Source organism: Geothrix rubra (assembly GCF_030268065.1).
Taxonomy (GTDB): Bacteria; Acidobacteriota; Holophagae; order Holophagales; family Holophagaceae; genus Geothrix; species Geothrix rubra.
Window position 1 is genome coordinate 45986 of sequence record NZ_BSDD01000003.1, and the last position, 25682, is coordinate 71667.

Consider the following 25682-nt stretch of genomic DNA (forward strand, 5'->3'; position numbering starts at 1 on the left):
CCGTTTCCGCCACAATGGAAGCCTATGGCCCGACCCCCCGTCCTCCCCGGCCCCCGTCCCGACTGGCTGAAGATCCGAGTCCCCGCGCCCGAGGTGGTGGCCGAGGTGGAGAGCCTGATCCGGGAACAGCGGCTGGTGACGGTCTGCGAGGAGGCCCGCTGCCCCAACCTGCACGAGTGCTGGGGCGTCCACCGCACGGCCACGTTCATGCTCATGGGCGAGATCTGCACGCGGCACTGCGGGTTCTGCAACGTCGGCAAGGGCCGCCCCGGGGACCTGGATCCGGGGGAGCCCCAGCGGGTCGCGGAAGCCGTGGCCCGCCTGGGCCTGCGCTTCGCCGTGGTCACCTCCGTGAACCGTGATGACCTGCCGGACGGCGGGGCGGCCCACTTCGCCGCCACCATCCGCTGGATCCGCGCCCTGTCGCCGGCCTGCGGCGTGGAGGTGCTCGTCCCCGACTTCCGCGGGAACGAGGCGGCCCTGCGCACGGTGCTGGAGGCCCAGCCCGAGGTGCTGAACCACAACGTGGAGACCGTGCCCCACCTCTACCGACGCGTCCGTCCCGATGCCGACTACCGGCAGAGCCTCGACGTCCTCCGCCGCGCCGCGGACTGGCGGGACACCCACGCCCCGGCCATGCGCGTGAAGAGCGGGATCATGGTGGGCCTGGGCGAGACGCCGGAGCAGGTGCTGGAGCTGATGGCGGACTGGCGCCGCAGCCGCGTGGACATCGCCACCCTCGGCCAGTACCTGCCGCCGTCCGAGCTGCACCTGCCCCTGCACCGTTTCGTGGAGCCGGCGGAGTTCGAGATGTACCGGGCGAAGGGCCTGGAGATGGGGTTCCAGCGGGTGGAATCCGCCCCCCTCGTCCGTTCCAGCTACCACGCCCGCGAAAGCTACGGGGGCTGAGCAGGCCCAGCCCCCGCGGCCGCCCCGTCAGCCTCAGGCGTGGGCGTGCTCGCCCTGGACCAGGAAGGCCTGCTCGAAGGCGGCCCAGTCGAGGGGTGCCGCATTCACCGCCTGGGCCTGGGTCTTGCGCAGCCGGGCGATCTCCTCCTGGTACCAGGTCACGGCGGGTTGCCCGATCCTGAGCGTCGCAAGTTCTCCGGCGAGATCGGAAGGCTCCAGCAGGCAGAGCCAGCCGCGATCGTAGGGGCTCTCCACCACGGCCTCCGGGGTGGCCCGCAGGCCGGCGTTGTCATGGGTGACCTTGCCGCTGAGGGGGGCGGCGAGATGGACGGAGCCCGCCGTGCCCTTCAAGGTGACGAGGGGATCGCCGGCCTTCACGCGCGTCCCCCTGGCCGGGAGTTCGATGGCCGTGACGCTGCCCAGGGCCTTGCGGATGAAGTCGTCGAGACCCACGCGGACCTGGCCCTCGGGCTCGATCCGCACCCAGGCGTGGCCCTGGGAGAGGAAGGCACCGCCGGGGAGGCAGTACTCGGTGGCCGGCATCACCTCGGCCATCTCGGGGGACACGACCCGCACGGTGGGCTGGCGTTGCGCCTCCAGCCGGGCCTCGCGCTTGACCAGCAGCTTCCGGGCGAATTCGGACAGCTCGTCCGCCGTGAAGGGCTTCTGCACGTATTCGCAGGCCCCGTGCTGGAGGGTCTGGACCGCCGTCTCGATGCTGCCGTAGCCCGTGATCACCACCACATCCACGTCGGGCCGGAGGTGCCTCACGGCCTTCACCACCTCGACGCCATCCATGTCCGGCATCTTCAGGTCGGTGAACACGAAATCGTAGTCGTTGCGCTGCACGAGCCCCAGGGCCTCGGGACCGGTTTCCACCGTATCCACGCTGTAGCCCTCGAGCACCAGGATGCGACGGAAGGAATCCAGCACCACGGCCTCGTCGTCCACGGCCAGGATGCGGGCCTTGGGGTTCGGCACCGCCACCCGCTTGAGGCTCTTCGCCTCATGGGTGAAGTCGAGGCGGATGGAGGTCTTCAGCACCTCCTCGCGGGCCAGGCGGTCCCGCTTCTCCCGCAGGCGCCGCATGCTCGTCCGCACCAGCAGATCGATGCCGACGAAGGCCAGGAACATCAGAAGGATGAGAAGGGCGGTCATGGGACCTCCTTGGTTGGATGTGGGGGATCTGTCCGGGGGGCCTGCGGGATGCGGACGGTGAAGCGCGCCCCTTGGCCCGGCTGGCTCTGCACGTCGATGCGGCCGCCATGGGCTTCCACCAGGCCCCAGGTCACCGCAAGGCCCAGGCCGGTTCCGCGGTTGCCCTTGGTGGAGAAGAAGGGCTCGAAGAGGTGGGGCAGGTCTTCCGCGGAGATGCCGCACCCGTCATCCGCAACCGTCAATTCGAGGGCGGGGCTGGGTTCCCCGCCAGGGGACGGGGCCGCGTCCGGATCGGTCTCGAGGGGGGGCGGCATCACGGCCGCCCGGGTGGAGACGGCGATGGTGCCGCCCCCCTCCCCGATGGCGTCCGCGGCGTTCAGGAGGAGGTTCACCACGACCTGCTGGATCTGGTTGGCATCCGCCTGCGCGGTCGGCAGATCCTCGGCCAGGTCCAGGGAGAGGCTCACGTGCCGGAGGCTCAGCTGGGACATCACCACGGCCACCGCCCGGCGGGCCACCTCGTTCAGGTCCGTGGGCTTCCGCATGGGCTGGGCGGGACGGGAGAAATCCAGGAGGCCCTTGATGATGCCCCGGCAACGCACGGTCTCCCGCACGATCACGTCGAGGTCGTCCGCGGCGGCCTGGTCCGCGTCGAACCGCTTGCGAAGGAGGGACGCATAGCTGAGCACCCCCGTCAGGGGATTGTTGATCTCGTGGGCGATCCCCGCCGCCAGCCGCCCCACGGAGGCGAGCTTGTCGGCCAGGGCCAGCTGCCGCTGGGTCTCGGAGAGGCGGTCGACCATGGTGTTGAAGGCCTTCGCCAGCTCGCCCAGTTCGTGCCGCCCGACGAAGGGAATGGGGGTCGAGAGATCCCCCTCCCCCACCCGGCGGGTTCCCGCCACCAGCGCGGCCACGGGGCGCACCACCAGGCGGCGGTTGAGCCACCAGAGGATGGCGCTCCCGGCCAGGATGGCGGCCAGGGCTGCGCCCGCCATCACCGCCCGGCTCCGGGCGATCTCGCGGTCCACCTCCGCCAGGGAGACGTTCACGTCGAGCACCCCCAGGAGGCTCTGCCGCGGGCTGTGGGCGTGGCAGTCCGCGGTGGAGCAGGAGGGCTCGTTGGGAATGGGGTTGATGATCCCCAGCAGGCGGGTCCCGTCCGGGCCCCGGAAGACCCGGGCCCGCTGCCGGATGTCCAGGTGCTCCAGGGGCCGGCCCTCGGCGTGGCAGGCATAGCAGGCCTCGCCCTTCGGATCCAGGCTGGTTCCGATCTCCTCGCCGTCGGAGGAGAACATGATGCGCCCCTCCTTGTTGAAGACCCGGACCTTGCGGATGCCCTCCTGCTCCAGGCCGCCGATGGCCCTGATCTGCCGGTGGAGGTTCTCCCGCCGGTTCTCCAGCATGTCGAAGTGCGTGCTGCTCTTGATCGTCTCGCTCAGCTGGTTGGCGCTGCGGGTCCGTTCGAAGAGCAGCTGCGAGGCGTGGTCCCGCACGATCACCACGGCCATGATCCCGATGACGAGGGCGGTCGAGAGACCGGCTCCCAGGATCAGGCGCGTGCCGATGCGGGTCCGCATGACGGGGCTCCTAGACGCTTTCCGGAAGGCTTCCCGGGATCCGTTCGGGAGGCCTGGACGCGGACTGGACGGCCCCCTCCGGGAAGATGTCGAAGAAGCGCACCGCGAACGCGAAGACCGCCATGCCCATGGCCACAAGGGCCACGGACACGATGATCTCCATGCCGGAGGGGATGTAGCGGACGCCCGCGGCGCGCTCCATGCCCGTGATGCTGACGTTCAGCCGGTTCGCCACGAAGCCGAGCACCGCCAGGAAGGCGCTTCCCACCAGCCAGTCGGGATGGGTGCGCAGGCGCCGGAAGGACATGAGCACCACCGGGAGGATCACGCCGATGGTGAACTCCAGCAGGAACATGCGGCCCTCGTAGCCGAACGCGAGGATCGAGGCGAAGGAACCGTTGCGATGGATCGACTCGAGGCGCAGGAGGCCGTAGATGCCCAGGGCCACGACCATGCCGCGGGCCAGGGGCTCGAGCAGGTCCATCTCGAGGTGCCGGTGGAAGGCCCGCCGGCTGAGGTACGACTCCAGGATCACCATGCCGATGCCCGCCCCGATGGCCGAGATGAAGAAGTGGAGCGGGAGCATGGGCGAGTACCAGAGCGGATGGAGCTTGCTCGGCACGATCAGGTACAGGGAACCCAGTGAGGACTGGTGCAGGGTGGACAGGATGACCCCCAGGATCACCAGGGGCGTGATGAGCCCGTGGATGAACCGGGCCGGCGCATGCCACCCGAACCGCTCGAACACCACCGGCGAGAACTCCACCGCCAGGACCGTGGTGTAGAGCATCACGCACCACGCCACCTCGAACATCACGGAGTGGGGATTCCAGTAGATGATCGCGTGCCAGATCCGCCAGGGCTGACCCAAGTCGAAGAGGAGGGCGAGGATCACGAAGGCATAGCCCAGGAAGCCTGTGAGGATCGTGGGCCGGACGATGGGCTCGAACCGTTTCAGGTTGAAGAGGTGGACGATGGCCGTGAGGGTGAAGGCCCCCGCAGCCAGGCCGACGCCACAGAGGAGGTCGAAACCGATCCAGAGGCCCCAGGGGAAGCTGTCGCTCAGGTGGGTGACGGCCCCCAGGCCCCTGGAGAAGCGGAGGAAGGTCACCACGCAGAAGGCCACCACCAGGACCGCGAAGACCGCGGTCCAGAAGCCGGGCCGGAAGCGCCGCTGGGTACGGACGAGGGGTGTGTTCATGACCGGCCTCCCTGGCCGTTGCGGCCGTTGCCGTGGTGCTCGACCTTCGCGACCACCTCGCGTCGAGCCGTGATCCAGTGGACGCCGTAGAGGAAGACCGCCCAGACCCCCACGAAATCGGGGATGTTGGACAGCACCTGCCAGGTCCGCATGGCGGGCGGCTCGCTGGGCAGGTTGGACTTGAGGCCGAGCTTATCGAAGGGCACGCTGGACACCATCAGCACCGAGGTGCCGCCGGCTTCCGTGAGCCCGTAGACATGGTTCACGTACTTCTCCGGCTCCTTGCGGAGGCGGGTTCTCGCCTCCCAGATCAGGTCGTCCCGCTTGCCGAAGACCGTGGCTTCCACGGGGCAGGCCTCGGCGCAGGCGGTGGGCTTGCCCTCCTTCACCCGGCTCGTGCACATGATGCATTTCCCCACCACGGGAACCGGGCGGTCCCACTGGTACTTCGGGACATCGAAAGGGCAGGCCATCATGCAGTAGCGGCAGCCCATGCACTTCTTGGCGTCATAGACCACCGGCCCCTCCGGCGTCTTCTGGAGGGCGCCCACCGGGCACACCGAGACGCAGGTGGGCACCTCGCAGTGCATGCAGAGCCTTCGGACGTTCACGCCCTCCCGCGGCTGCACCGTCGTCCACGTGTAGGCCGTGGTCACCTCCTCCACCGGACCCGGCAGCTTGTTCTGCTCCTTGCACGCGGAGCTGCAGGCGCCGCATCCGATGCAGCGCGTGGTGTCAACGAGAAGGCCCATGCTCATGGGTTCTCCTGCTTCCTTCAACGGACCCCGAGGGCTTTCGGGTCGATCCGCAGGAAGCATCCTCCTCACGCGAGGCATAGTCAACCCATGGGTATTCAAAAAGACAACCCACCTGTTGGTGTGTTTTACGCAGAAAGCCCCGCAGGTGCGGGGCTTTCTGCGTGCTGAAAAAAAAGTGGGATCAGCTCTTCTTGGCCTTGGGGCAGTCCGCCTTCTTCGGGCAGTCCTTCTGGCCCTTGCAGGCGGCCTTGTCGCCCTTGGGACACTTGCTGCAGTCCTTGCACGCCTGGGGGCAGCCGGCCTTCTTCGGGCAATCCTTGGGCGCGTTCTGCGCGAAGGCCACCGTGGCGAAGGTGATCAGGGCGAGGGGGAGGAGGAGCTTCTTCATGGGATCTCCGGGTAGGGACAACCAGACTACCTCGGCAGGGGAGGAGAAAACCGTCACAACCGCCCCCAGATAGACTGGCCCCATGCGCCTGGCCGTCCTGCATCACCGTCCACAGGAATGGGCATCTGCCCTGCAGGATGCCGAGCCCCGGCTTGAGATCCAGAGCTGGCATCCCCGGGAACTGGAGACCCTGGACCACGGCTGGCTCGCCCGGGCCGAGGGCCTCTTCTGCTGGCGGCTGCCGGCGGGGCTGGTGGCCCGCCTGCCGAACCTGCGCTGGATCCAGAACAGCGGCGCCGGCGTGGATCACCTGCTTTCGGATCCTGAACTCCCGCCGGACCTTCCCATCTCCCGGGCGGATGGGGCCTTCGGCTTCTGGATGGCGCGGTACGTGGCAGGCCACTTGCTCGCCGGGGCCCAGCGCCTGCAGCCCTGCGCCGAGGCCCAGGGAGCGGGACGGTGGGAGCCCTCGATCCTGCCGGAGGACCTCACGGGCGAACCGGCCCTCGTCGTCGGCTTCGGCCGCATCGGACGCCAGATCGGGCGGGCCCTCCAGGCGCTGGGGCTGGCCGTGACCGGCGTCGTGCGGACCCCACGGCCGGATCCCGAGTTCCCCCTGGTGGGCCTGCCGGACCTCCGCTCCCGCCTGGGCGCCGCCCGCGTGCTGGTGCTGGCGGCACCGCTCACGCCCGCCACCCGGGGTCTCGTGGACGCGCCTCTGCTCGGCCACGGAAACGGCCAGCTCACCCTCTTCAACGTGGGGCGTGGCGAGCTGGTGGACACCGACGCCCTGCTCGCGGCCCTGGCGCAGGGCACCCTCGGCCGGGCCGTGCTGGACGTCTTCCCCGAGGAGCCCCTGCCCGCGGAGTCGCCCCTCTGGCGCCATCCCGGCGTGACCGTGACCCCCCACCACAGCGGGCCCAGCACCCCGCGCCAGCTGATCCCGGACATCCTCCCGAACCTGCGCGCCTTCGCCGAGGGACGGCCCATCCCCTCGGTCGTGGATCGCGCCCGGGGCTATTGAAAAAGGCCCCGCTCGCGCGGGGCCTTTCCACCAACCGTGACGCGGCTGATCAATACATGTCTTCCATGCCGCCCATGCCGGGGCCCGCGGGGGCGGGAGCCTTGGGCTCGGGCAGCTCGGTGATGATCGCCTCGGTGGTGAGCATCATGGCGGCCACGGAAGCGCCGGCGCCGAAGGCGCACGCAGCATCATCCGCAGGGCGGACTTGGTCACCTTGGCGGGATCGACCACGCCGAACTTCACCATGTCGCGACCCTGTGGGTCGCGCAGCAGGCTCCGGTGGAGCCTGCGAAGCGGGGCCCCACAGGGAGCGAATCACGACCGGCAGAGCAGCCCCCGAAATCTCCCCTCCCCTTCATCACGAAAAAGGCCCCGCTCGCGCGGGGCCTTTCCACCAACTGTGACGCGGCTGATCAATACATGTCTTCCATGCCGCCCATGCCGGGGCCCGCGGGGGCGGGAGCCTTGGGCTCGGGCAGCTCGGTGATGATCGCCTCGGTGGTGAGCATCATGGCGGCCACGGAAGCGGCGTTCCGCAGGGCGGACTTGGTCACCTTGGCGGGATCGACCACGCCGAACTTCACCATGTCGCCGTACTCGTTGGTGGCGGCGTTGTAGCCGTGGTTGCCCTTGCTCTCGCGCACGGTGTTGACGACCACCGAGCCCTCGACACCGGCGTTGTTGGCGATCTGGCGGAGGGGCTCCTCGAGGGACTTGCGGACGATCTCGACGCCCGTGGCCTGGTCGCCGGTGACCTTCAGCTCGGCGAGCTTGGGCAGGCTGCGGAGCAGCGCGACACCGCCGCCGGCCACGATGCCGTCCTCGACGGCGGCCTTGGTGGCGTGCATGGCGTCTTCCACGCGGGCCTTCTTCTCCTTCATCTCGGTCTCGGAGGCCGCGCCCACCTTGATGACGGCGACGCCACCCACGAGCTTGGCCAGGCGCTCCTGCAGCTTCTCCTTGTCGTAGTCGCTGGTGGAGACCTCGACCTGGGCGCGGATCTGCTTCACGCGGCCCTGGATGGCCTCGGTGCTGCCGGCCCCCTCGACGATGGTGGTGTTCTCCTTGTCGATGACGATCTTCTTGGCGCTGCCGAGGTCAGCCAGCGTGAGGTTCTCGAGCTTGAGGCCCAGGTCCTCGCTGATGGCCTTGCCGCCGGTCAGGATGGCGATGTCCTCGAGCATGGCCTTGCGGCGGTCGCCGAAGCCGGGGGCCTTCACGGCGGCCACGTTCAGGGTGCCGCGGATCTTGTTCACCACGAGGGTGGCCAGCGCCTCGCCGTCCACGTCCTCCGCGATGATCAGCAGGGGGCGGCGGCTGTTGACGACCTGCTCCAGCAGGGGCAGGAGGTCGCGCATGTTGGAGACCTTCTTCTCGTAGGCGAGGATGAAGGGGTTCTCCAGCTCGACCTTCATCTGGTCGGGATTGGTCACGAAGTAGGGGCTGAGGTACCCGCGGTCGAACTGCATGCCCTCGACCACGTTCAGCTCGGTCTCGCGGCCCTTGGCCTCCTCGACGGTGATGACGCCGTCCTTGCCGACCTTGCCCATGGCCTCCGCGATGATCTTGCCGATCTCCTCGTCGCCGTTGGCGGAGATGGTGCCGACCTGGGCGATGGCGTTGCCCTCGACGGGCTTCTTGATCTCGTCGATGGCCTTCACGACGGTCTCGACGGCCAGATCGATGCCCTTCTTGATCTCCATGGTGTTGGCGCCGCTCACGACGGCCTTGATGCCCTCGCGGTAGATCGCGCGGGCCAGGACGGTGGCGGTGGTGGTGCCGTCACCGGCGATGTCGGAGGTCTTGGAGGCGACCTCACGCACCAGCTGGGCGCCCATGTTCTCGTGCTTGTCCTTCAGCTCCACTTCCTTGGCGACGGTGACGCCGTCCTTGGTCATGAGCGGGGAGCCGAACTTCTTCTCGATGAGGACGTTGCGGCCCTTGGGCCCGAGGGTGACCTGCACCGCGTCGGCGAGCTTGTTCACGCCACGCAGGATCGCCTGGCGGGCATCTTCGGCATAGATGATGGACTTGGCCATGTGTGTCTCCTGAATTCAGAAAAGGGATAAACCACGAAGACCACGAAGACAGCAACAGGAGCCCGAAGGTTTTTCTTCGTGGTCTTTCCGTCTTCGTGGTGAGTTTCCTTAGCCGACGATCGCCAGGATCTCGTCCTCGCGGACGATGACGTGGTCCACGCCGTCGATCTTCACTTCCGTGCCGCTGTACTTGCCGATCAGCACCTTCTGGCCGGCCTTCACGGACATGGGGTTGCGGGTCCCGTTCTCGTTGATCTTGCCTTCGCCGACGGCCACCACCTCGGCCTCCATGGGCTTCTCCTTGGCGGTGTCGGGGATGATGATGCCGCCCTTGACGACTTCGGCGGGGTCCACGCGCTTGAGCACAACGCGGTCGGACAGGGGCTTGATGGCCATGAGACCTCCTTGGATGAAAGAAAGAACGATGGGTTGCTGTTAGCACTCAACCACAGCGAGTGCCAAGTCTCTCAGCCCTCCCGAAGTCCCGTCAAGGCCAAAGGTGGGAGGAGGAGCAAAATTTGAGTGCATTCAATTAATATTTTCTTCTATTTCTGTTAATTCCTTGGCCCGGGGCCCGTACCCCGCGTCCGGGGTGTACGCTGGAATCCATGGATCTGCTGCCCATCCTTCGCGATCTCCAGGCCACCCTGGACTACCTCCGGACCATCGAGCGGGATCTCGCTGCCCTGCCTCCGGATCTGGCCGCCCTGGACACCCGCCTGAAGAGCCTCGCCAAGCAGGGCACCGACAAGGCCAAGGCCCTGGAGTCGGCCCGGGTCCAGATCCAGACCCGGAGCAAGGACCTGGCCGCCGCCCAGAAGGAGGAGGAGCGCGCCCGTACGGCCCTGAAGGCCACCAGCCAGAAGGTCCACTACACCGCCGCCATCCGCGAGCTGGACGAGAAGGAGCGCCAGAAGGCCCAGATCGCCAAGCCGCTGAAGGCCCTGGAGACCCAGGCGGAGGCCCTCGAGGCCGCCCTGGCCGCGCTGGAATCCGAGCGGGCCGGCCTCCAGGCCCAGTTCGACGAATTGCATGCGGTCTTCCTCGAGGAGCACGGCAACCAGGTGGCCGCCCGCACCCAGCTCCTGGCCAAGCAGGCTGAGCTGGAGGCCCACCTGCCCGAGGCGGAGCGGACCCGCTTCCACCGCCTGCTGGGCGGTCGCCAGGGCAAGGCCCTCGCCGCCGTGGAGAACGGCGCCTGCACGGGCTGCCGCGTGAAGCTGCGCGGCCCCTACCTGTCGGCCCTCCGCGAGGCGAAGGAGATCCTCGCCTGCGAGTCCTGCCAGCGCATCCTCTTCCTGCCGTGACCCTGGCCGAGCGCATCGAGGGCCTGCGGGCCCGCATCGCCCGCGCCTGCTCGGCGGCCGGACGGGATCCGCAGGCCGTGGAGCTGCTCCCCGTCTCCAAGAAGCAGCCGCTGGCGCTGATCCGCGAAGCCGCCGACCTCGGGTTCACCCGCTTCGGCGAGAACTACGTGCAGGAGGGCGCAGTCAAGGCGGAGGCTGCGCCCGACCTGGACTTCGTACTGCTGGGCCCTCTCCAGCGGAACAAGGCCAAACCCGCGCTCCTGGCCTTCCGCGAGATCCTCAGCCTCGACCGCCCCGAGCTTGCCGAGCGCCTGCGCCGGCTCGCGGAGGAACTCGACGTGGTGCGCCCGGTGTGGATCCAGGTGGACCTCTGGGGCGAGGCCACCAAGCTGGGCGGCTGCGCGGAGGCCGACCTCCCGTCCCTGCTGGACGCCCTGGGCGGCGACCCGCGGCTCCCCCTCCAGGGCCTCCTGGCCATCCCGCCCCCTGACGTCCCGGCGGCCTTCGCCCAGCTCGCCGCCCTCCGCGAGCGCCTGCAGCAGGGCCTCGGTCGACCGCTCCGCCTCAGCATGGGCATGAGCGCCGACCTGGAGGCCGCCATCGCCGCCGGCTCGGACCAGATCCGCATCGGCACGGCGTTCTTCGGCGAGCGGGTCCGCTGATCCGCGGCCCTGTCCCCCGGTAGGGCCTCGCGGTTCCCGGCCCTTCGTGGTTCGATGGCGGTTTCCCACCGGAGTCCCCATGACCACCCTCCAGACCGCCACGGCCACGCTGCCCGTTTCCGCCGACGCGCTGTACGCCTTCCTGTCCGACCTGTCGAAGCACCGCGCCTTCCTGGAACCCGCCGCCCAGAACTTCCAGGGCGAGGCCGACCGACACAGCTACGTCATCGAGGTCATGGGCATGAAGATGCCCCAGGAGCTGGTGGTGAAGGAGCGTGTCCCCGGGCAGCGTGTGAGCCTCCTGCCCGGCGGCAAGAAGATGTTCGACCACGAGCTGCGCTTCGAGATCGCCGCCAGCGGCAGCGGCAGCACCCTGCGCCTCGTGGACGAGGCCGACATCCCCGCCATGATGAAGATGATGGGCGCCGAGAAGCTCCTCCAGGGCCAGCTCGACACCGCCCTGGCGCGGATCCAGGAGCTGGCGGCGCAGGGGAGGATCTAGGACCCGGTCCCTCTCACAGGGTGCGGGTCACCTTCTGGAGGCTGGCTGGGGCATCGGGGTCCAATCCCAGCCGACCAGCCACCTCCACGCACGCCATCTGGGAGAGGAAGGCGAACACGGCCGTGCGGGCCCAGGGCCCCCCGGGGACCGGAATGCGCAAGCCAGCTTCGCGGGGAGCCTCGGCACCGACAATGAGGAAGGGCACCCCTCGGGACCGGAGCGTGGTGACCAGGGCCTGCCGGGTGGCATTCGGATCCTCCCCGCCCGAGAAGAGGATCACCCGATCCGTGGAATGGAACATGCCGATGGGCCCATGCAGGCATTCCGCTGTGGAGTAGCCGAAGGCGGCCATTCCCAGGCTCTCCTGGGTCTTCAGCGCTGCGTCCAGCGCCCCCGCACAGGAAGGCCCCCGGGCGACCCAGGCCACCGTCCGCCCCCCCTCCAGGAAAGTGGCCAGGGTCGACCCGGCCTCGCCTTCGAGGATGGCGTCCATGGCCTGCGCGGTCTCTTCTGCGGCCTGGACAAGGGGATAGCCCGCCAGGGCCGCGGCGGCGAAGAGCTGAGCGGCGAAGCTCTTGGTGGCCGGCACCGCCTGCTCCACTCCGCACTTCAGCCGGAAGACGGCATCCGCATGCTCCACCAGCCGGACGTCATCCCCCGGGGCCCCTGTCACGGCCACGGCCAGGGCTCCACGGGATCTGAGCCACCTGAGGGATTCGGCGATATCGGTGCTCTGGCCGGATGCGGAGAAGGCATAGACCACGGCATCGCTCCAGTCGGCCGCGGGCAGTTCCTGGGTGGTCAGCCAGGGGTGGAACGCGATGGGGTGCCGGCCGGTCCGCAGGGTGAGAAGGTAGGCACCGAAGGTGCAGGCATTCCCCGAACTGCCCCGCCCGATGAGCACCACACTGGGGCGGTGACCGCTGAGCTCACGGATCGACCGGGCTTGGGCCTCCCAGCCTTCGGCTTCCCTCCGGAGCATGGCCGGAGTCTCCAGGAGTTCCCGCCTCATGTGGCGTCCCTTCATTCGGCCCCCTCTGCCCTGACCAGACGGAGCCGCCAGGCCTTCCCATGGCCTTCCCAGGGCAAGCCCATGCTGAGCCAGGACCAGGGCACGAAGGCCCAGGAACGGACGAGACCCGCGACGCAGCGTGGCACTCCAGCCTCGGCGGTCATGGTCCGATCCTAGCACTTTCCAGGAAGGAGACCTCGGAAGGCTAGGCAGCTGCGGGGACCGAAAATGATATAAAAAGGCCCCCCCTGAAAGGATCTGGCCTCTCGGAGCATGACCAGATATCAGGCACCATCCAGGTTGCCTTGGCCCACCTTCCTTCCATGCTCCTTCCGGAGGTTCCATGCGCCCCGCCCTGCTGCTCGCCGCCCTGCCCGCGCTCCTGGTCGCCCAGGAGACGGCCACCACCCTGAAGGACCAGAAGGCCCTGGCGGTGACCATCTACAACGACAACCTGGCCCTGGTGAAGGACACCCGGGAGGTGCGGCTGCCGAAGGGCGAGGCGCGGCTGGCCTTCGAGGAGGTGTCGGCCCAGATCCGCCCGGAGACGGCGCTGCTGCGGAACCTCACGGCGCCGAAGGACTTCTGGGTGGCGGAGCAGAACTTCGACTTCGACCTGCTCACGCCCCAGAAGCTGCTGGACAAGCACGTGGGGAAGCAGGTGACGGTGGTGCGTAGCGTACCCAACGCGGAGGGCGCCGGGTCGAAGGAGGTCCGCGAGCCGGCCACGGTGCTGGCCACCAACGGCGGCGTGGTGCTGCAGTTCGCGGACCGCATCGAGACCAGCATCCCCGGCCGCATCGTCTATCCCGGCGTGCCGGCCAACCTGCGGGCCCGGCCCACCCTGGTCATCAGCCTCCACAGCGGCGCCGAGAAGGCCCAGCAGCTGGAGCTGAGCTACCTCACGGGGGGCCTCTCCTGGCGGGCCGACTACGTGGCCAACCTGGCCCCCGACGAGAAGACCCTGGATCTGAGCGGCTGGGTGACCCTCACCAACCAGAGCGGCGCCGCCTATCCCAATGCCACGCTGCAGCTGGTGGCCGGGGACGTGAACCGGGTGCAGGAGCGCCGGATGGAGGGCCTGGCCATGTTGGCTCCTGCCGCCAAAGCCATGGACAGGGCGCCCCAGATGCAGGAGGAGGGCCTCTTCGAATACCACCTCTACACCCTGGACCGCCCCACCACCCTGGCCGTGAACCAGACCAAGCAGGTGGCGCTGCTCAGCGCCGGCTCGGTGCCAGTGAAGAAGGAGTACGTGCTGCTGGGCCAGCCCTACTACTACACCGGCAGCTACGGCGACCTGGGGACCGCGCAGAAGGTGGGCGTCTTCGTGGCCTTCGACAACCGGGAATCCAGCCGCCTGGGCATGCCCCTGCCCAAGGGCATCATCCGGGTGTACAAGCGCGACAGCGAGGGCCGGGCCCAGTTCGTGGGCGAGGACCAGATCGACCACACGCCCAGGAACGAGCAGGTGCGCCTGAAGCTGGGCGACGCCTTCGATGTCACCGCCCACCGCAAGCAGACGGACTACAAGAGCCTGGGCCGTCAGGGCAAGTTCGGCAACGTCTCCGAGAGCGCCTACGAGATCGTGCTGAAGAACGCCAAGAAGGAGGCGGTCACGGTGGGCGTGCGGGAACCCCTGCCCGGCGACTGGGAGATGGTCCAGAGCAGCCACCCCTTCACCAAGGAGGACGCCCACACCGCCCAGTTCAAGGTGGAGGTCCCCGCGGAGGGCAGCGCCACGCTGACCTACCGGATCCGGGTGAAGTGGTAGGCGAAGGAGGGGCATGGGCCCGGCGCCGACCTGCGCCATACTGAACCCCCATGCCCCTGCCCGCCCGGTTCCTCGCCCGCCTGCGCCGTCTGCCCCTGCGCCTGCGCGGACGCCTGGGCGGCGGCACGGAGGGGCTGCATCCCTCCACCTTCAAGGGCGCCGGCCTCACCTTCGTGGAGAACCGGCCCTACGTGCCGGGGGACGATCCGCGCTTCATCAACTGGCCCCTGACGGCCCGCACGGGCGAGCCGATCATGAAGCGGTTCGAGGCCAGCCGGGACCTCGTGCTGTGGCTGGTGGTGGATCCCTCGCCCTCCATGTTCCTGGGCGACCCCGTCTCACCGCTGCGCTGGGCCCTGGAGCTCTGCGGGGCGGCCTTCGCCACCCTCCAGGCCACCGGCGATCGCCTGGGGCTCATCGTGCCCGGGGACGGCCGCACGCCCGCCCTGCGCCTCGCGCCGAAGCGCGGACGGGTCCACGGTCTCCGCCTCCTGGAGACCCTGGTGGAGCGCGGCCCGTCGAGGCCCACCGAGGCCGCCTGGCGGGAGGCCCTGGGGCGCTGGGGCGAGCACGGCAAGGGCCACCGGCTCTGGCTCTTCAGCAACGGGGCCGGCCTCCAGGGCCTGGCCCCCCTCCTCAAGCCCCTGGCGGCGCGGCACCGCGTGGTCTGGTTCCAGCCCACCGAACCCCGCAGCCGCTGGTCGGTGGACTGGCCGGATCCCGGGTTCGCGCCCACCATCGAACGCCAGTCCTGGGACCTGGCGGAGGATCCCGTGGTGAAGCTCAACGCCTGGCTGCGGGCGGGGGGCGCATGACCGGTGGAGGTCCCGCCCTTCGATCCTCCCTGCTCGAATGTCGCGGGCGACATTCGGGGTATGGGAAAGCCATGGTGATGGTGGCGGTTTCCTGGCTGGGGGCTGGCGCCGCACCGGTTTGGAAGGCGCCCGCGCGGCTCAAGCTCGGCGAGTTGCAGACGCTGGAACTCCGGGAGGAGGATCCGGCGAAACCCGCCCCGGGGCGTCCGGCCCTGGAGGACCACCTGGGCCCTCTGCGGCTCCGGGCGGTGGAGCCCCTGCCGGACGGCCGGGGCTGGCGCCTCCAGGTGCAGGCCTTCACGACCGGGACGGCCGTGGTGCCGCCCCTGGATCTGGGCGACGGACAGCGGAGCCCCGAACTGAAGCTCGAGGTGCCCCGCACCATCCCCTTCGGCGGCCCCTGGGTGGGCTTCGGCGGCGGCAATGACGACCTCCTCCCCGCCATCCCCTTCCCCTGGGCCTGGGCCAGCCTCCTGCTCCTTCCCTTCCTGGCGCTCGGCAGCTGGATCGGTCTCCGCTGGCGGCGGGGGCAGGGCAAGCGCCGGCTCCACCACGCCGCCCGCGCCTTCCGCCGCCACTGGCCGCCGCCGCAGGTGGATCGGGCCACCCTGGACGCCGCCCATGCCCTGGGTCGCGAGCTGCTGGCGGCCCGCTTCGGGGAGGCCGCCCGGGCCTGGGGACCTGGGGATTTCAAGGCCCTGAACCTCGGGCCCTGGGACCAGTGGGTGCTGAGCCTCGACGCGGCGCGGTTCGGGCGCACCCAGCCCCCCTTCCCGGGAGTGGAGCCCCTCCTCGCGGCCCTGGATGCCCGGAGCGGACTGAGGGAGGCTGGCCGATGATCGCCTTCCGCACGCCCCTCCTGCTGCTCCTGGTGCCCCCGCTCCTGGTGTGGGCCTGGCGGGTGGTCTACCGCTGGGGCATCCCCCACTCCAAGCCCTCCGGCCGGCTGGCGCGACTCAGCTCCCACTGGCTGCCGGTGCTGGTGGCCCTCTGCCTCGGCCTGGCCGCGGCCGGACCCGAGTGGCGGACGAACCTGCGGGGCATGGCCCCCGTGGTGGACTTCGCCGTGGTGCTGGATGGCAGCAGCAGCATGCGCATCCTCGACCAGCCGGACGAGGACCGCTGGCACGCGGCCCGGCGGCTCCTGGCCCAGTTCGTCCTGAAGCGGCCCGACGACCGCTTCGCCCTGATCCTCTTCAGCGCCCATCCCGTCACCCTCAGCCCGCTCACCTCGGACCACCTGCGTCTGCTGCGCATGCTGGCGCGCCTCGACCTCGACAGCCGCGACGACGGCACCGCCATCGGCTCGGCCCTGATGACGGCCGTGCGGCGCCTGGAAGACAGCCCGGCCCGGTCCCGCGTCATCCTGCTCATCACGGATGGCTCGCAGAACCGGGGCCGCGTCACCCCCCAGGAGGCGGCGGAGGAGGCCCACCAGAACGGCATCCGCATCCACACGGTCGCCCTGGGCCACAGCGGGGAGAGCCTCGTGCCCATCGAGGGCGGCGGCTTCGCCCGGCTCCATGTCGAGGTGGACCACGACGCCCTGAAACAGGTCGCCCAGGCCACGGGCGGCGAGGCCTTCAGCGCCGAGGATCCCGGCGGCCTGGCCCGCAGCCTCGCCGCCGTGGACCAGCTGGAGAAGACCCTGCTGCCCGTGGATCCGCCCACCGAGGGCCGGCCCCTGGCCCAGTGGTTCCTCCTCGCCGCGGCGATCCTCGCCCTGCCCCTCGCCGCCGACCTCGCCTTCAAGCGCGGGAAGCCCCGGCCCGCCTGGGTGGAGGGGCCATGAACCTCCCCTTCACCCACCCCTGGATCCTCCTGCCCGCGGGCCTGCTGGCCCTGGCGGCGGTGGGCTTTGGCGTCTTCGCGCAGCTGCGGCCGGGCCTGGGGGTGCGGGTGGTGGGCCAGCGGCCGGCCTGGCAGGGGCTGGGCATGGCCCTGATGCTGGCGGGCCTGGGGCTCGGGCTGGCGGAACCGCGCTGGGGCCTGCCGGACTTCCCGCGGCTGACGGTCCATGTGGTGCTGGACGCCAGCCGCTCCATGACCGTGACCGATGCCGGCAGCCGCAGCCGCTGGGACGCCGCCGTGGCCGCCCTGGACCGCATCTGGTCCCGGCCCCAGCCGGGCCTGCGCTGGAGCCTGGACCTGCTCACCGGCGACGCCATTCCCCTCCAGCCGCCGGGCGAGGACCGCACCCTGCTTCGCGAATCGCTGCGGGCAGTCACACCGGGAGACGTGGGCTCCCCGGGCACGAGCCTGGGCCGCGGCCTGCCCCAGGTGGCCGCCCAGGCGGACCGCGAGGGCCCCGAGGTGATCCTGCTGCTCAGCGACGGCGAGGAGACCTGGGAGACGCCGGAGGCCGCCCTGTCCCGGGCCTCGGAGGCCCTGAAGAAGGCGAGGCTGCCCCTCTATGCCCTGGCCTTCGGCGACGGCAGGCCCCACCCCGTCCCGCCCCGGCCCGCCCCCGTGGCGGAGGCCACCCCCGCCCCGGGAGCCTCCCCGGTCCCCGCGCCGGCCGCCGCAGCGCCCGCCGCGCCGGTGCCAGAGCCCCCCGTGAGCACAGCCCAGCCCGAGTTCCTGGCGCAACTGGCCCAGGCCACGGGCGGCCGGATGTTCGCCGATGGCGCCTCCGCCGCCACCGGCCTGCAGGACCTCGCGGCCGGGAAGCTGCCCCTCCCCGCCCGGCGTTCCCTCCAGCCTGCCCACCCGGAGCTGGGGGCCTGGGTGGCCCTCGCCGGCCTGCTGCTCTGGCTCGCCTTTGCGGGCAAGCCCATGGCCCGCTGGCGGCCGGTCCTGGGCCTCCTGCTGGCCCTGGCGGCGCCCACCCTGCGCGCGGCGCCCCCGGCGGCCCGAATCTGGGCGCCTGGCAGCGTGAAGGCCTGGATGGCGCAGCGGGCCCTGGAGGCCGGAGACCTCCAGGGGGCCCAGCGGTGGCGCCCCGCCGACGGCAACCCCGCCCACCTGCTCCTGGCCGCCGCCATCGACCTGAAGACGGGCCTCCCCGGCGACGCCCTCCAGACCCTCAGCCCCCTGGTGGGCCAAGGCGCTCCCCGTCCCGTCCCTGCCTGGCGGGCGCCGGCCCTCCTGCTCGCCGCCCGCGCCCTCCTGGACCTCAAGCGGCCGGAGGAGGCCCGGGGACTGCTCGAGCGCCTGCTCCTGGAGCAGCCCGGCCAGCGGGACGCGGTCCACGACCTGCAGACCCTGGTCCGGGACTCGAACCCGCCCCCCCCCGATCCCAAGAAGCCGCCCCCGCCGCCCCCGCCCCGCCCCAGCATGGGCGCCCAGCAGGATGAGCTGGAGGGCCTCAAGCAGCGCCTGCCCAAGCCCCCCAAGGCCCCGGGCGGGGTGAAGGACCAGTAGGGGGCAGGCGGAAAAGGAACGGCGGCCCGATGGGCCGCCGTTCCTTTTCCGCGCTGACGCCCGACTGCTACTTGGCGAGCCAGGCGGCGAACTCGGCGCCGCTCCGGAAGGCGCCCACCTGGCGGCGGACCTCCTTGCCATTGGCATCGAGGATCACCATGGTGGGGAAGGCCTCCAGGTGGAACTCCTGGGCCAGCCGGGTGCCCTCGGGTACGGGGGTTCCGTCCTTCTTCTGCACCAGGGCGGAGTAGGGCACCATGCGCGCCAGGGCGGCCTGGCCCTCGGCGCTGGGGAACACGTTCTTCTGGAGGTACTGGCAGGGCGGGCACCACTCGGTCCAGAGGTCCATGAAGATGAGCTTCTTCTCGGCCTTGGCGCGCTTCAGGGCGGACTGCATGTCGTGCTCCCACTTCACGGGCCCCTGGGCGACGAGGGGGACGGCGGTCAGCAGGAGGGCGGCGAGGGTCTTCATTCGGAATCTCCGGAGAGGGGCGGGGCAACCGCTCGGCAGTTGGATGACCGGATCCGGCGGACCGTTCCCGGCCTTCCAGGATAACCGGGCTAATCCCCTCCCCCGGTGCTTCGTAATCCCATGCGAGCCGGGGACATCCCGACCCCCCTTCAAGGAGGCCGCCCATGCGCGCCGTCATGCTTCCGCTGGCCCTCGCCGCCAGCCTCGCCCTCCCCCTGTCCGCCCAGCAGGCCGCCCGTTTCATCAAGGTGGACATCGTCTCCAAGTCCTTCCACCCCCACCACGAGCGGGCCCGCAATGCGGACGGCCCCACCGAGGTCCATATCCGCATGCCGGTGAACCTGGCCAGCAGCATCCTGGACATGGCCGGGGACAGCGAGATCAAGGTCAACGGGGAGACGAAGAAGGGCCTCAAGCCCGAGCAGCTGCAGAAGCTGCTGAAGGAATCCAAGCCCGGCGACCTGCTCCTGGAGATCACCACGGACAAGGGCGACCACGTCCGCGTGACCATCGAGTAGCCGGACCTTTCCGCGAAACGGCCCCGCCCCCGGGCGGGGCCGTTTCGTGGACAATCGATCCATGGAATCGAGGACCGAACTCCGAGTGCGCTATGCCGAGACGGATGCCATGGGCATCGTGCACCACGGGGCCCCCTCCGCGATCGCAAGCGCAGCGCCGCGGGAGCGGGAGGACAGCGCAGGGCGCTGTCCGGTCGGGGGGTAGTCGGGTGGGGCACAATCAAGCCATGGAATCGAGGACCGAACTCCGAGTGCGCTATGCCGAGACGGATGCCATGGGCATCGTGCACCACGCCACCTACCCCGTGTGGATGGAGCTGGGACGGAGCGACTTCCTGCGTGGCCTGGGCCAGAGCTATGCCGAGTGGGAAGCGCGGGGCGTCCGCCTGGTGGTGAACGAGATCCGGGTCCGATTCCGGGCCCCGGCGCGCTACGACGAGCTGGTGGTGGTGCGGACGCGCCTCGCGGAGGCCGGTCGGCGCCGCATCATGTTCCACTACGACATCGAGCGGGAGGGGGTGCCCCTGGCCGAGGGCGAGAGCGTCCACCTGGTGGCGGGGGCCGACGGCCGTGCCCGGGTGCTGCCGGAGGACCTGCTGGCCCTCGTTCAGGCGCCCTGAATCAGGCACCGCGAGAGGATGGTGCCGAGGGCGTCCATGAGGCGGCGCCGCCGTTCGTCGAACGCGTCCGTCTGGAAACTCTGGAAGCTGAGCAACCCCAAGGGCCGCTCGCCGCGCCCCAGGGGCACCCCATACCAGCTGTGGGGGATGAGGCCCGTGGCCTGCTCCGCGGCGGTGAGCAGGCTGCCCGCGGCCTGACCCTCCTCCATGGTCCGGATGTAGAGGGGCCGGCTCGAGGCGAGGACCCGCTCAGAGAGGCCCGCCCGCTCGGAGAGATGGCGGGAGGGATGGTTCCGGGTCCGTCCGCCCTCGTGGTACAGCACGAACGTGAGCCGGTCCTCCTCCCAGTCCGCCAGGGCCAGGTAAAAGCAGGCCAGGCCCAGGGGCTTGAAGCAGAGGTCCAGCAGCGCCTCTGCCAGCTCCCGGGGGGGCATCCCCGGGCGCAGGGTCTCGAGGGTCGCCAGGAGCAGGTCCTTGTCGGCATCAAGGTGCCTCACCAGCTCCTCGGTCTCCTCGAGGCGCGCCCGCACCGAGGCGCATTCGGCCTCCAGGTGGCGGAGCCGCTCCCCCTGCTCGTGGAGCGCTTCGTCCTTGGCTCGGGTTCCGAACAGACCCATGCGGGCACCTTTGGGGGGTTATGGCGGAGGGGGCGATGGTGGTTACCTAGAGCCATGAAGATGAGGCGACCCCTCTCCCTGTTCAATACCCTGACACGGAAAGTTGACGAAGTTGCGCCCCTCGAGCCCGGCGTCGTCAGCCTGTACACCTGCGGTCCCACGGTCTACAACGTGGCCCACATCGGCAACCTGCGCACGTTCCTGTTCCAGGACCTGCTCAAGCGCACCTTCCAGGCCGCCGGCCACGACGTCCGCCACTGCATGAACATCACCGACGTGGAGGACAAGATCATCCGGGATTCCCAGGGCGGCCTGCCCCCGGAGGCCTCGAACGAGGCCCGCCACGGGGCCATGAAGGCCCTCACGGACCGCTTCACGGCCCTCTTCCTGGAGGACCTGGAGGCCCTGCGGATCCAGCGGGCCACCTACCTGCCCCGGGCCACCGAGTACCTGCCCCAGATGATCCGGCTCGTCCAGGACCTGGAGGCCAAGGGCCTGGCCTACGTCCGGGAAGGCAGCGTCTACTACCGCATCGCCGGCCTGCCCCAGTACGGCTGCCTGGCCCACCTGGACCGCGAGGGCATGAAGGTGGGCACCAGCGTGGACGCCGACGAGTACGAGCGCGACTCCGTCACCGACTTCGTGCTGTGGAAGGCCGCCAAGCCGGGCGAACCCTGGTGGGACAGCCCCTGGGGCCCGGGGCGGCCCGGCTGGCACATCGAGTGCTCGGCCATGGGCATGGAGCTGCTGGGCGAGCGCGTGGACATCCACAGCGGCGGCGTGGACCTGATCTTCCCCCACCACGAGAACGAGATCGCCCAGAGCGAAGGCTGCCTGGGGCACCGCTGGGTGAACCACTGGGTCCACGGCGAGTTCCTCATGGTGGAGGGACAGAAGATGTCCAAGAGCCTGGGGAACTTCTTCAGCCTGCGCGACCTCGTGGCCAAGGGGGTCGATCCCATCGCCTTCCGCTATGCCATCCAGAGCAACCACTACCGCAAGGTGCTGAACTTCAGCTTCGAGGGCCTGCGGGCCGCGGAGAATTCGCTGAAGCGCATCCGGGCCTTCCGCAAGCGGATGGAGGGCGAAGGCGAAGCCGGCGGCGGCCCGTGGAAGGAGGCGGTGGACCCCGTCGCCCGCGTCAACCAGGCCCGCGAGGCCTTCTGGGCGGCCATGGCCGATGACCTGAACACCCCGGAGGCGCTGGCGGCCCTTTTCACCCTCATCAGCGACCTCAACGCCCAGGACGACCACATGGCCCTCACCCGCGAGGAACGGGACGCGGCCCTGGCCTTCCTCGACGAGACCGACGCCATCTTCGCCGCCTGGCCCCACGAGGAGGCCAGCCTCGATGCCGAGGTGGAGGCCCTCATCGAGGCCCGCCGGGCCGCCAAGGCCGCGAAGAACTGGGCCGAGGCCGACCGCGTCCGCGACCAGTTGAAGGCCCTGGGCATCGTCCTCGAGGACCGCAAGGACGGCACCACGGGGTGGCGGCGGGGCTGATGCGCGCCCTCCTCGGCATCGCCCTGCTGCTGGCCATCCTCGGCAGCGCCTTCACCTACATGGCGCGCCGGTCCATGGCCCTGTGCCCGCCCCTGGCGCGACACCCGGCCGGCGTCTGGGGTTTCTTCGGGCTCTTCCTCCTCCTGATGTTCCTGGTCCCGCTGGTCAACCGGCTGACGGACCACCGGGCCGATGCGCTGTACTGGCTCAGCTACGGCCTCTTCGGCTTCGTATCCACCTACCTCGTCTACCTCCTGGTCGCGGATCTGGGGCAGGTCCTTCTGCGACGCCTCGCCCACGCCCCGGCCGCCACCGGCATGTGGGCCTTCGGGCTGGCCCTGGCCGCCACCCTGGCCTCCAACCTCTCGGGCCTGGCGACGGCCCTGCGGCCGCCGGTGCTCCGGTCCCTGGAGGTCCCCATCCAGGGCCTGCCCGAGGGCCTCGACGGCTTCCGCATCGTCCAGATCTCCGACCTGCACCTGGGCCCCCTCGTGCCCGCCGCCCGGGTGGACCGCCTCGTGGCCCGCACCAATGCCCTGGCTCCCGACCTCGTGGCCGTCACCGGGGACCTGGTGGATGGCGAGGCGGATGGGGTCCGGGCCAAGGCGGAGCGCCTGGCGGCCCTGCGCAGCACCCACGGCACCTTCTTCGTGACGGGCAACCACGAGTACTACTCCGGTGTCGGGAAGTGGATCCCCGTGCTCCAGGGCATGGGCTGGCGGGTGCTGGACAATGCGCATGAAGTCCTCCCGCACCACGGGGCCGCCCTGGTGGTGGCGGGGATGCCCGATCCCGCGGCCCGGGGACGCCGGGGCACGGGCCGCGGGCCCGATCTCGCCGCAGCCCTGGCCGGGGCTCCGGAGGGGGCGCCGAAGGTGCTCCTGTTCCATCCGCCCACGGGCTACGACGCCGCCGAACGGGCGGGCATCCGGCTCCAGCTCTCCGGCCACACCCACGCCGGCCAGTACTTCCCCTGGAGCCTCGTCGTGCGGTCGGTCTACCGCTACCCCAGCGGCCTGAACCGCCACGGCAACCTGTGGCTCTACACCAGCGTGGGCACGGGCTTCTGGGGCCCGCCCACCCGGTTCCTCGTGCCGCCCGAGCTGACCCTGCTGGTGCTGCGCCGGGCCTGAGGGCTCAGAGCGCCTCGCGGACGAGTTCCGGGTCCAGCTCCTCCAGGCACTGCCGGCGCTGGCAGGCGCGCTCGCGGCAGGGGGCGCAGGCGATGCCGGTGCGGAGGACCTGGCCGGCCCCATCCGGCAATCCCGCCACCACCGGGTCGCTGGAGCCGTAGAGGCCCAGGGCGGGCACCCCCAGGACGACCGCGAGGTGCAGCAGGCCCGTGTCCGGCGCCACCACCCGGTCCGCCTGGCGCAGGGCCGCGGCGAGCTGCCAGAACCCCAGGCGCGGCAGGGCCGGCACGCCGGTGGCTTCCGGCAGCCAGGTCCGGAGGTCCTCCTCCTCCGGCCCCAGGGACCAGCGCAGGTCGTACCGGCCCTCCAGCAGGCGGGCCAGGGTGATCCAGTGGCGCAGGGGCCAGCGCTTGATGGCCCCCCGGCGGGAGGCCCCGGGCACCAGGACCACCCGGGGCTTCGCCCGTGGCGCCCAGACCTGCCCGGGGTCGGGCAGCGCCACGCCCGCCAGGACCGGCCTGAAGCGTCCCAGGCCCGGGACGCCACGGCTGCGTCCGAAGGCCTCGGCGAGGCCCAGGGCCTGGCCGTAGCGCGTCTGATGGCGGAAGGGGAGCGGGTGGGTCTGGAGGGCCCCTGCGAACTCCTTGGTCACGCCGTCGCCCCAGCGTTCCGGGATGCCCGCGAATTTCGGGAGCAGGGCGGCCTTCAGGATGCCGTGGAAGTCCAGGCTGGCCTCGCAGTCCCGGATGCCCTCCGCCGCCCGGCGCAGCTCCGGCAGGGCCGAGAGGGGGTTCGAGAGAGGCCGGCGGCGGACCACCACCGGCTCCAGCCAGGGCAACGGCTCCAGGAGGAAGGCGTGGCGGTCCTCCACCACGGCCCGGAACCGGGCCTCGGGGAAGGCGTCCCGCAGGTTCGCCCAGGCGGGCAGGACCCGCAGGATGTCGCCGAGGGCCGACAGGCGGAGGAGGGCGAGGTTCATCGGATCCTGCCAGCCATGCCGCCCCTCAAGGCTTCCCCATCCGCCCAATCCAGGGCTGGAGCTGCTTGTCCATGCCCAGGATGTGGAAGACGAGCCAGTCCTGGATCATGGGCAGGATCTGCTGGGCGGTCACCGCGTCCGGATCCGTCTCGTAGGTCTTGAGCAGGCCCGCCACCTGGGCCACGAAGGCCTGGTGGATCCGCCGGTGCTCCACCAGGCCAGGGTAGTGGCTGAGGGCCATCAGCCGCTCCTCGTCCCGGAAATGCATGACGGCATAGGCCGCCAGGAAATTCAGGTGCCGACCCACCCCCTCGACGCTGCCCCGGTCCATGCTCTCCTGGGCCTCGGCCACCATGCGGAAGAAGGTCTGGTGCTGCCCATCGATCAGGTCGTCCCCGACGCGGAAGGCGTCCTTCCAGGCGCCGGCCCCGGGGGCATCCCCCGCCGGGTCCTGCGCCCCGCCGGAGGCCGGGGTTCCGTTCGGTGTCGGGTAGGCTGAACCCATGAAATCCTTCGCCAAGGACCAGTCCAAGAACCCGCCCCCCATGAATTGGCTGGACCAGATCCTGCGCCGGTTCTCAAGGGTAGCCTACGGGACGGCCGTCCTGCTGCTCTACGTGCTGGCCTCCACCGCCCTCGGCCTGGCCCTGGCACCGGCCCTGTGGTCCTGGAGCCGCCTGCACGCCCTGATCCTCCGCCTCCCAGGCTCCTGGCACTGGTTCCTGGCTGGTTTCTCCCTGGCCCTCTGCTTCTTCATCTTCGGGCTCAGCCTCCTGGTGGTCATCCCCGTCTACAACCGCGTGCTCCCGACCCGTGTGCGGCCCTTCAAGGGCGGCTACTACACCCTGCACGCCCTGCCGTGGTTCCTCCACAACGGCCTCTTCTATCTGGTGCGCTTCACGTTCCTACCCTTCGTGACCCTCACCCCCTTCGGGGTCTGGTTCCTGAAGGCCATGGGCATGAAGATCGGCCGCCACGCCTTCATCAACACGGAATACATCAGCGATCCGCAGCTCATCACCATCGGCGACGACGCAGCCCTGGGCGGTAGCGTGCGGATCTTCGCCCACTACGGCGGCGGGGGGAACCTGGTCATCGCCCCCGTGCGGGTCGGGCACCGGGCCACCCTGGGCCTGGGCTGCTGCGTCATGGGCGATGTGGTCATCGGGGACGATGCCACCATCCTGCCCCAGAGCGTGCTCCTGCCGGGGAGCCGGGTGGGGGCGGGGGAGACCTGGGGCGGCGTCCCGGCCCGGAGGATCGACCGGGAGGAGATGGAACGGATCAAGACCGAGATCCGGGGCATGTCCGAAGCCTTGGGTTGACGCCACCTAGCTTCCGCGCTTGGCAG

At 70.4% G+C, this 25682-nt stretch carries 27 protein-coding genes and 1 pseudogene; 15 read left to right on the forward strand and 13 right to left on the reverse strand.

The window, feature by feature from the left end; translation table 11 throughout:
* Nucleotides 1-24: 24 nt before the first annotated feature.
* Nucleotides 25-909: a lipoyl synthase gene (lipA, locus tag QSJ33_RS08175; RefSeq protein WP_285724430.1), complete on the forward strand. Its 885-nt coding sequence runs from the start codon at nucleotides 25-27 to the stop codon at nucleotides 907-909.
* A 33-nt stretch (nucleotides 910-942) separates the two neighbouring features.
* Here the strand turns inward: lipA and QSJ33_RS08180 are convergent, their stop codons facing one another.
* From QSJ33_RS08180 to QSJ33_RS08200, 5 genes are all read right to left on the reverse strand, one after another.
* A complete protein-coding gene (locus tag QSJ33_RS08180; RefSeq protein ID WP_285724432.1) occupies nucleotides 943-2067 on the reverse strand; it encodes a response regulator in 1125 nt (374 codons plus the stop codon).
* On the reverse strand, nucleotides 2064-3644 hold the full coding sequence (locus QSJ33_RS08185; RefSeq protein ID WP_285724434.1) for a sensor histidine kinase: 1581 nt from the start codon (nucleotides 3642-3644) through the stop codon (nucleotides 2064-2066). The genes QSJ33_RS08180 and QSJ33_RS08185 overlap by 4 nt, the downstream gene beginning before the upstream one ends.
* 10 nt (nucleotides 3645-3654) lie before the next feature.
* Nucleotides 3655-4845, reverse strand: a complete 1191-nt coding sequence (gene nrfD, locus QSJ33_RS08190) for an NrfD/PsrC family molybdoenzyme membrane anchor subunit (protein ID WP_285724436.1) — start codon at nucleotides 4843-4845, stop codon at nucleotides 3655-3657.
* Complete coding sequence (locus tag QSJ33_RS08195; RefSeq protein WP_285724438.1) at nucleotides 4842-5603, reverse strand: 4Fe-4S dicluster domain-containing protein; 762 nt, start codon at nucleotides 5601-5603, stop codon at nucleotides 4842-4844. Before QSJ33_RS08195 ends, nrfD begins: the two co-directional genes overlap by 4 nt.
* Nucleotides 5604-5784: 181 nt before the next feature.
* The gene (locus QSJ33_RS08200; protein WP_285724440.1) at nucleotides 5785-5991 is read right to left on the reverse strand and encodes a hypothetical protein; all 207 of its coding nucleotides are present in this window, start codon (nucleotides 5989-5991) and stop codon (nucleotides 5785-5787) included.
* 82 nt (nucleotides 5992-6073) lie between these two features.
* On the opposite strand from QSJ33_RS08200, the gene QSJ33_RS08205 reads away from it, so the two are divergent.
* Nucleotides 6074-7015 (forward strand): D-2-hydroxyacid dehydrogenase, encoded by a 942-nt coding sequence (locus QSJ33_RS08205; protein WP_285724442.1) that lies wholly within the window; start codon nucleotides 6074-6076, stop codon nucleotides 7013-7015.
* Nucleotides 7016-7064: 49 nt separating this feature from the next.
* Here QSJ33_RS08205 and QSJ33_RS15595 read toward each other — a convergent pair.
* The 3 genes and pseudogenes from QSJ33_RS15595 to QSJ33_RS08215 all read right to left on the reverse strand — a co-directional run.
* A pseudogene (locus QSJ33_RS15595) lies at nucleotides 7065-7264 on the reverse strand (hypothetical protein); the annotation flags it as partial.
* Between the two features lie 164 nt (nucleotides 7265-7428).
* On the reverse strand, nucleotides 7429-9054 hold the full coding sequence (gene groL / locus QSJ33_RS08210; RefSeq protein WP_285724444.1) for a chaperonin GroEL: 1626 nt from the start codon (nucleotides 9052-9054) through the stop codon (nucleotides 7429-7431).
* A gap of 108 nt (nucleotides 9055-9162) precedes the next feature.
* A complete protein-coding gene (locus QSJ33_RS08215; RefSeq protein ID WP_243296006.1) occupies nucleotides 9163-9450 on the reverse strand; it encodes a co-chaperone GroES in 288 nt (95 codons plus the stop codon).
* A gap of 212 nt (nucleotides 9451-9662) precedes the next feature.
* Here QSJ33_RS08215 and QSJ33_RS08220 point away from each other — a divergent pair, with 212 nt between their 5' ends.
* The 3 genes from QSJ33_RS08220 (at nucleotide 9663) to QSJ33_RS08230 (ending at nucleotide 11525) form a co-directional block, all read left to right on the forward strand.
* Nucleotides 9663-10361: a zinc ribbon domain-containing protein gene (locus QSJ33_RS08220; protein WP_285724448.1), complete on the forward strand. Its 699-nt coding sequence runs from the start codon at nucleotides 9663-9665 to the stop codon at nucleotides 10359-10361.
* Nucleotides 10358-11023, forward strand: a complete 666-nt coding sequence (locus QSJ33_RS08225; RefSeq protein WP_285724451.1) for a YggS family pyridoxal phosphate-dependent enzyme — start codon at nucleotides 10358-10360, stop codon at nucleotides 11021-11023. The genes QSJ33_RS08220 and QSJ33_RS08225 overlap by 4 nt, the downstream gene beginning before the upstream one ends.
* Before the next feature lie 79 nt (nucleotides 11024-11102).
* Nucleotides 11103-11525 (forward strand): SRPBCC family protein, encoded by a 423-nt coding sequence (locus QSJ33_RS08230; protein WP_285724453.1) that lies wholly within the window; start codon nucleotides 11103-11105, stop codon nucleotides 11523-11525.
* Between the two features lie 13 nt (nucleotides 11526-11538).
* On the opposite strand, the gene QSJ33_RS08235 is transcribed toward QSJ33_RS08230, so the two are convergent.
* Nucleotides 11539-12537 (reverse strand): SIS domain-containing protein, encoded by a 999-nt coding sequence (locus QSJ33_RS08235; protein ID WP_285724455.1) that lies wholly within the window; start codon nucleotides 12535-12537, stop codon nucleotides 11539-11541.
* A gap of 343 nt (nucleotides 12538-12880) precedes the next feature.
* Here QSJ33_RS08235 and QSJ33_RS08240 point away from each other — a divergent pair, with 343 nt between their 5' ends.
* The 5 genes from QSJ33_RS08240 to QSJ33_RS08260 all read left to right on the forward strand — a co-directional run bounded on the left by QSJ33_RS08240 (nucleotide 12881) and on the right by QSJ33_RS08260 (nucleotide 18489).
* Complete coding sequence (locus QSJ33_RS08240) at nucleotides 12881-14311, forward strand: DUF4139 domain-containing protein (RefSeq protein ID WP_285724457.1); 1431 nt, start codon at nucleotides 12881-12883, stop codon at nucleotides 14309-14311.
* Nucleotides 14312-14361: 50 nt separating this feature from the next.
* Nucleotides 14362-15126 carry a DUF58 domain-containing protein gene (locus QSJ33_RS08245; protein ID WP_285724460.1) on the forward strand — a complete coding sequence of 255 codons (765 nt, stop codon included), beginning with the start codon at nucleotides 14362-14364 and terminating at the stop codon, nucleotides 15124-15126.
* Nucleotides 15127-15197: 71 nt separating this feature from the next.
* Complete coding sequence (locus tag QSJ33_RS08250) at nucleotides 15198-15965, forward strand: hypothetical protein (protein WP_285724462.1); 768 nt, start codon at nucleotides 15198-15200, stop codon at nucleotides 15963-15965.
* Nucleotides 15962-16918 (forward strand): VWA domain-containing protein, encoded by a 957-nt coding sequence (locus tag QSJ33_RS08255; protein ID WP_285724464.1) that lies wholly within the window; start codon nucleotides 15962-15964, stop codon nucleotides 16916-16918. Before QSJ33_RS08250 ends, QSJ33_RS08255 begins: the two co-directional genes overlap by 4 nt.
* Entirely contained in the window at nucleotides 16915-18489 is a 1575-nt protein-coding gene (locus tag QSJ33_RS08260) for a vWA domain-containing protein (RefSeq protein ID WP_285724466.1), read from the forward strand. The genes QSJ33_RS08255 and QSJ33_RS08260 overlap by 4 nt, the downstream gene beginning before the upstream one ends.
* 67 nt (nucleotides 18490-18556) lie before the next feature.
* Here the strand turns inward: QSJ33_RS08260 and QSJ33_RS08265 are convergent, their stop codons facing one another.
* Entirely contained in the window at nucleotides 18557-18961 is a 405-nt protein-coding gene (locus QSJ33_RS08265; RefSeq protein WP_285724468.1) for a thioredoxin family protein, read from the reverse strand.
* Between the two features lie 164 nt (nucleotides 18962-19125).
* Here QSJ33_RS08265 and QSJ33_RS08270 point away from each other — a divergent pair, with 164 nt between their 5' ends.
* Nucleotides 19126-19479, forward strand: coding sequence for a hypothetical protein (locus QSJ33_RS08270; RefSeq protein WP_285724470.1), 354 nt, complete (start codon nucleotides 19126-19128; stop codon nucleotides 19477-19479).
* 227 nt (nucleotides 19480-19706) lie between these two features.
* Nucleotides 19707-20099, forward strand: a complete 393-nt coding sequence (locus QSJ33_RS08275) for an acyl-CoA thioesterase (protein WP_285724473.1) — start codon at nucleotides 19707-19709, stop codon at nucleotides 20097-20099.
* Here the strand turns inward: QSJ33_RS08275 and QSJ33_RS08280 are convergent.
* Nucleotides 20087-20716: a GAF domain-containing protein gene (locus QSJ33_RS08280; protein ID WP_285724475.1), complete on the reverse strand. Its 630-nt coding sequence runs from the start codon at nucleotides 20714-20716 to the stop codon at nucleotides 20087-20089. The genes QSJ33_RS08275 and QSJ33_RS08280 overlap by 13 nt on opposite strands.
* Before the next feature lie 54 nt (nucleotides 20717-20770).
* Between QSJ33_RS08280 and cysS the strand changes: the two genes are divergently transcribed.
* Together cysS and QSJ33_RS08290 are read left to right on the forward strand one after the other, a co-directional pair.
* Nucleotides 20771-22219 carry a cysteine--tRNA ligase gene (cysS, locus tag QSJ33_RS08285; protein ID WP_285724477.1) on the forward strand — a complete coding sequence of 483 codons (1449 nt, stop codon included), beginning with the start codon at nucleotides 20771-20773 and terminating at the stop codon, nucleotides 22217-22219.
* Nucleotides 22219-23352 carry a metallophosphoesterase gene (locus QSJ33_RS08290; protein WP_285724479.1) on the forward strand — a complete coding sequence of 378 codons (1134 nt, stop codon included), beginning with the start codon at nucleotides 22219-22221 and terminating at the stop codon, nucleotides 23350-23352. Before cysS ends, QSJ33_RS08290 begins: the two co-directional genes overlap by 1 nt.
* Nucleotides 23353-23356: 4 nt before the next feature.
* Here the strand turns inward: QSJ33_RS08290 and QSJ33_RS08295 are convergent, their stop codons facing one another.
* Together QSJ33_RS08295 and QSJ33_RS08300 are read right to left on the reverse strand one after the other, a co-directional pair.
* Nucleotides 23357-24331 (reverse strand): glycosyltransferase family 9 protein, encoded by a 975-nt coding sequence (locus QSJ33_RS08295; RefSeq protein ID WP_285724483.1) that lies wholly within the window; start codon nucleotides 24329-24331, stop codon nucleotides 23357-23359.
* A gap of 25 nt (nucleotides 24332-24356) precedes the next feature.
* Nucleotides 24357-24836 carry a bacteriohemerythrin gene (locus tag QSJ33_RS08300; protein WP_285724485.1) on the reverse strand — a complete coding sequence of 160 codons (480 nt, stop codon included), beginning with the start codon at nucleotides 24834-24836 and terminating at the stop codon, nucleotides 24357-24359.
* On the opposite strand from QSJ33_RS08300, the gene QSJ33_RS08305 reads away from it, so the two are divergent.
* Nucleotides 24835-25656: an acyltransferase gene (locus QSJ33_RS08305; protein WP_285724487.1), complete on the forward strand. Its 822-nt coding sequence runs from the start codon at nucleotides 24835-24837 to the stop codon at nucleotides 25654-25656. The two genes, QSJ33_RS08300 and QSJ33_RS08305, sit on opposite strands and share 2 nt — an antisense overlap.
* Nucleotides 25657-25682: the final 26 nt, after the last annotated feature.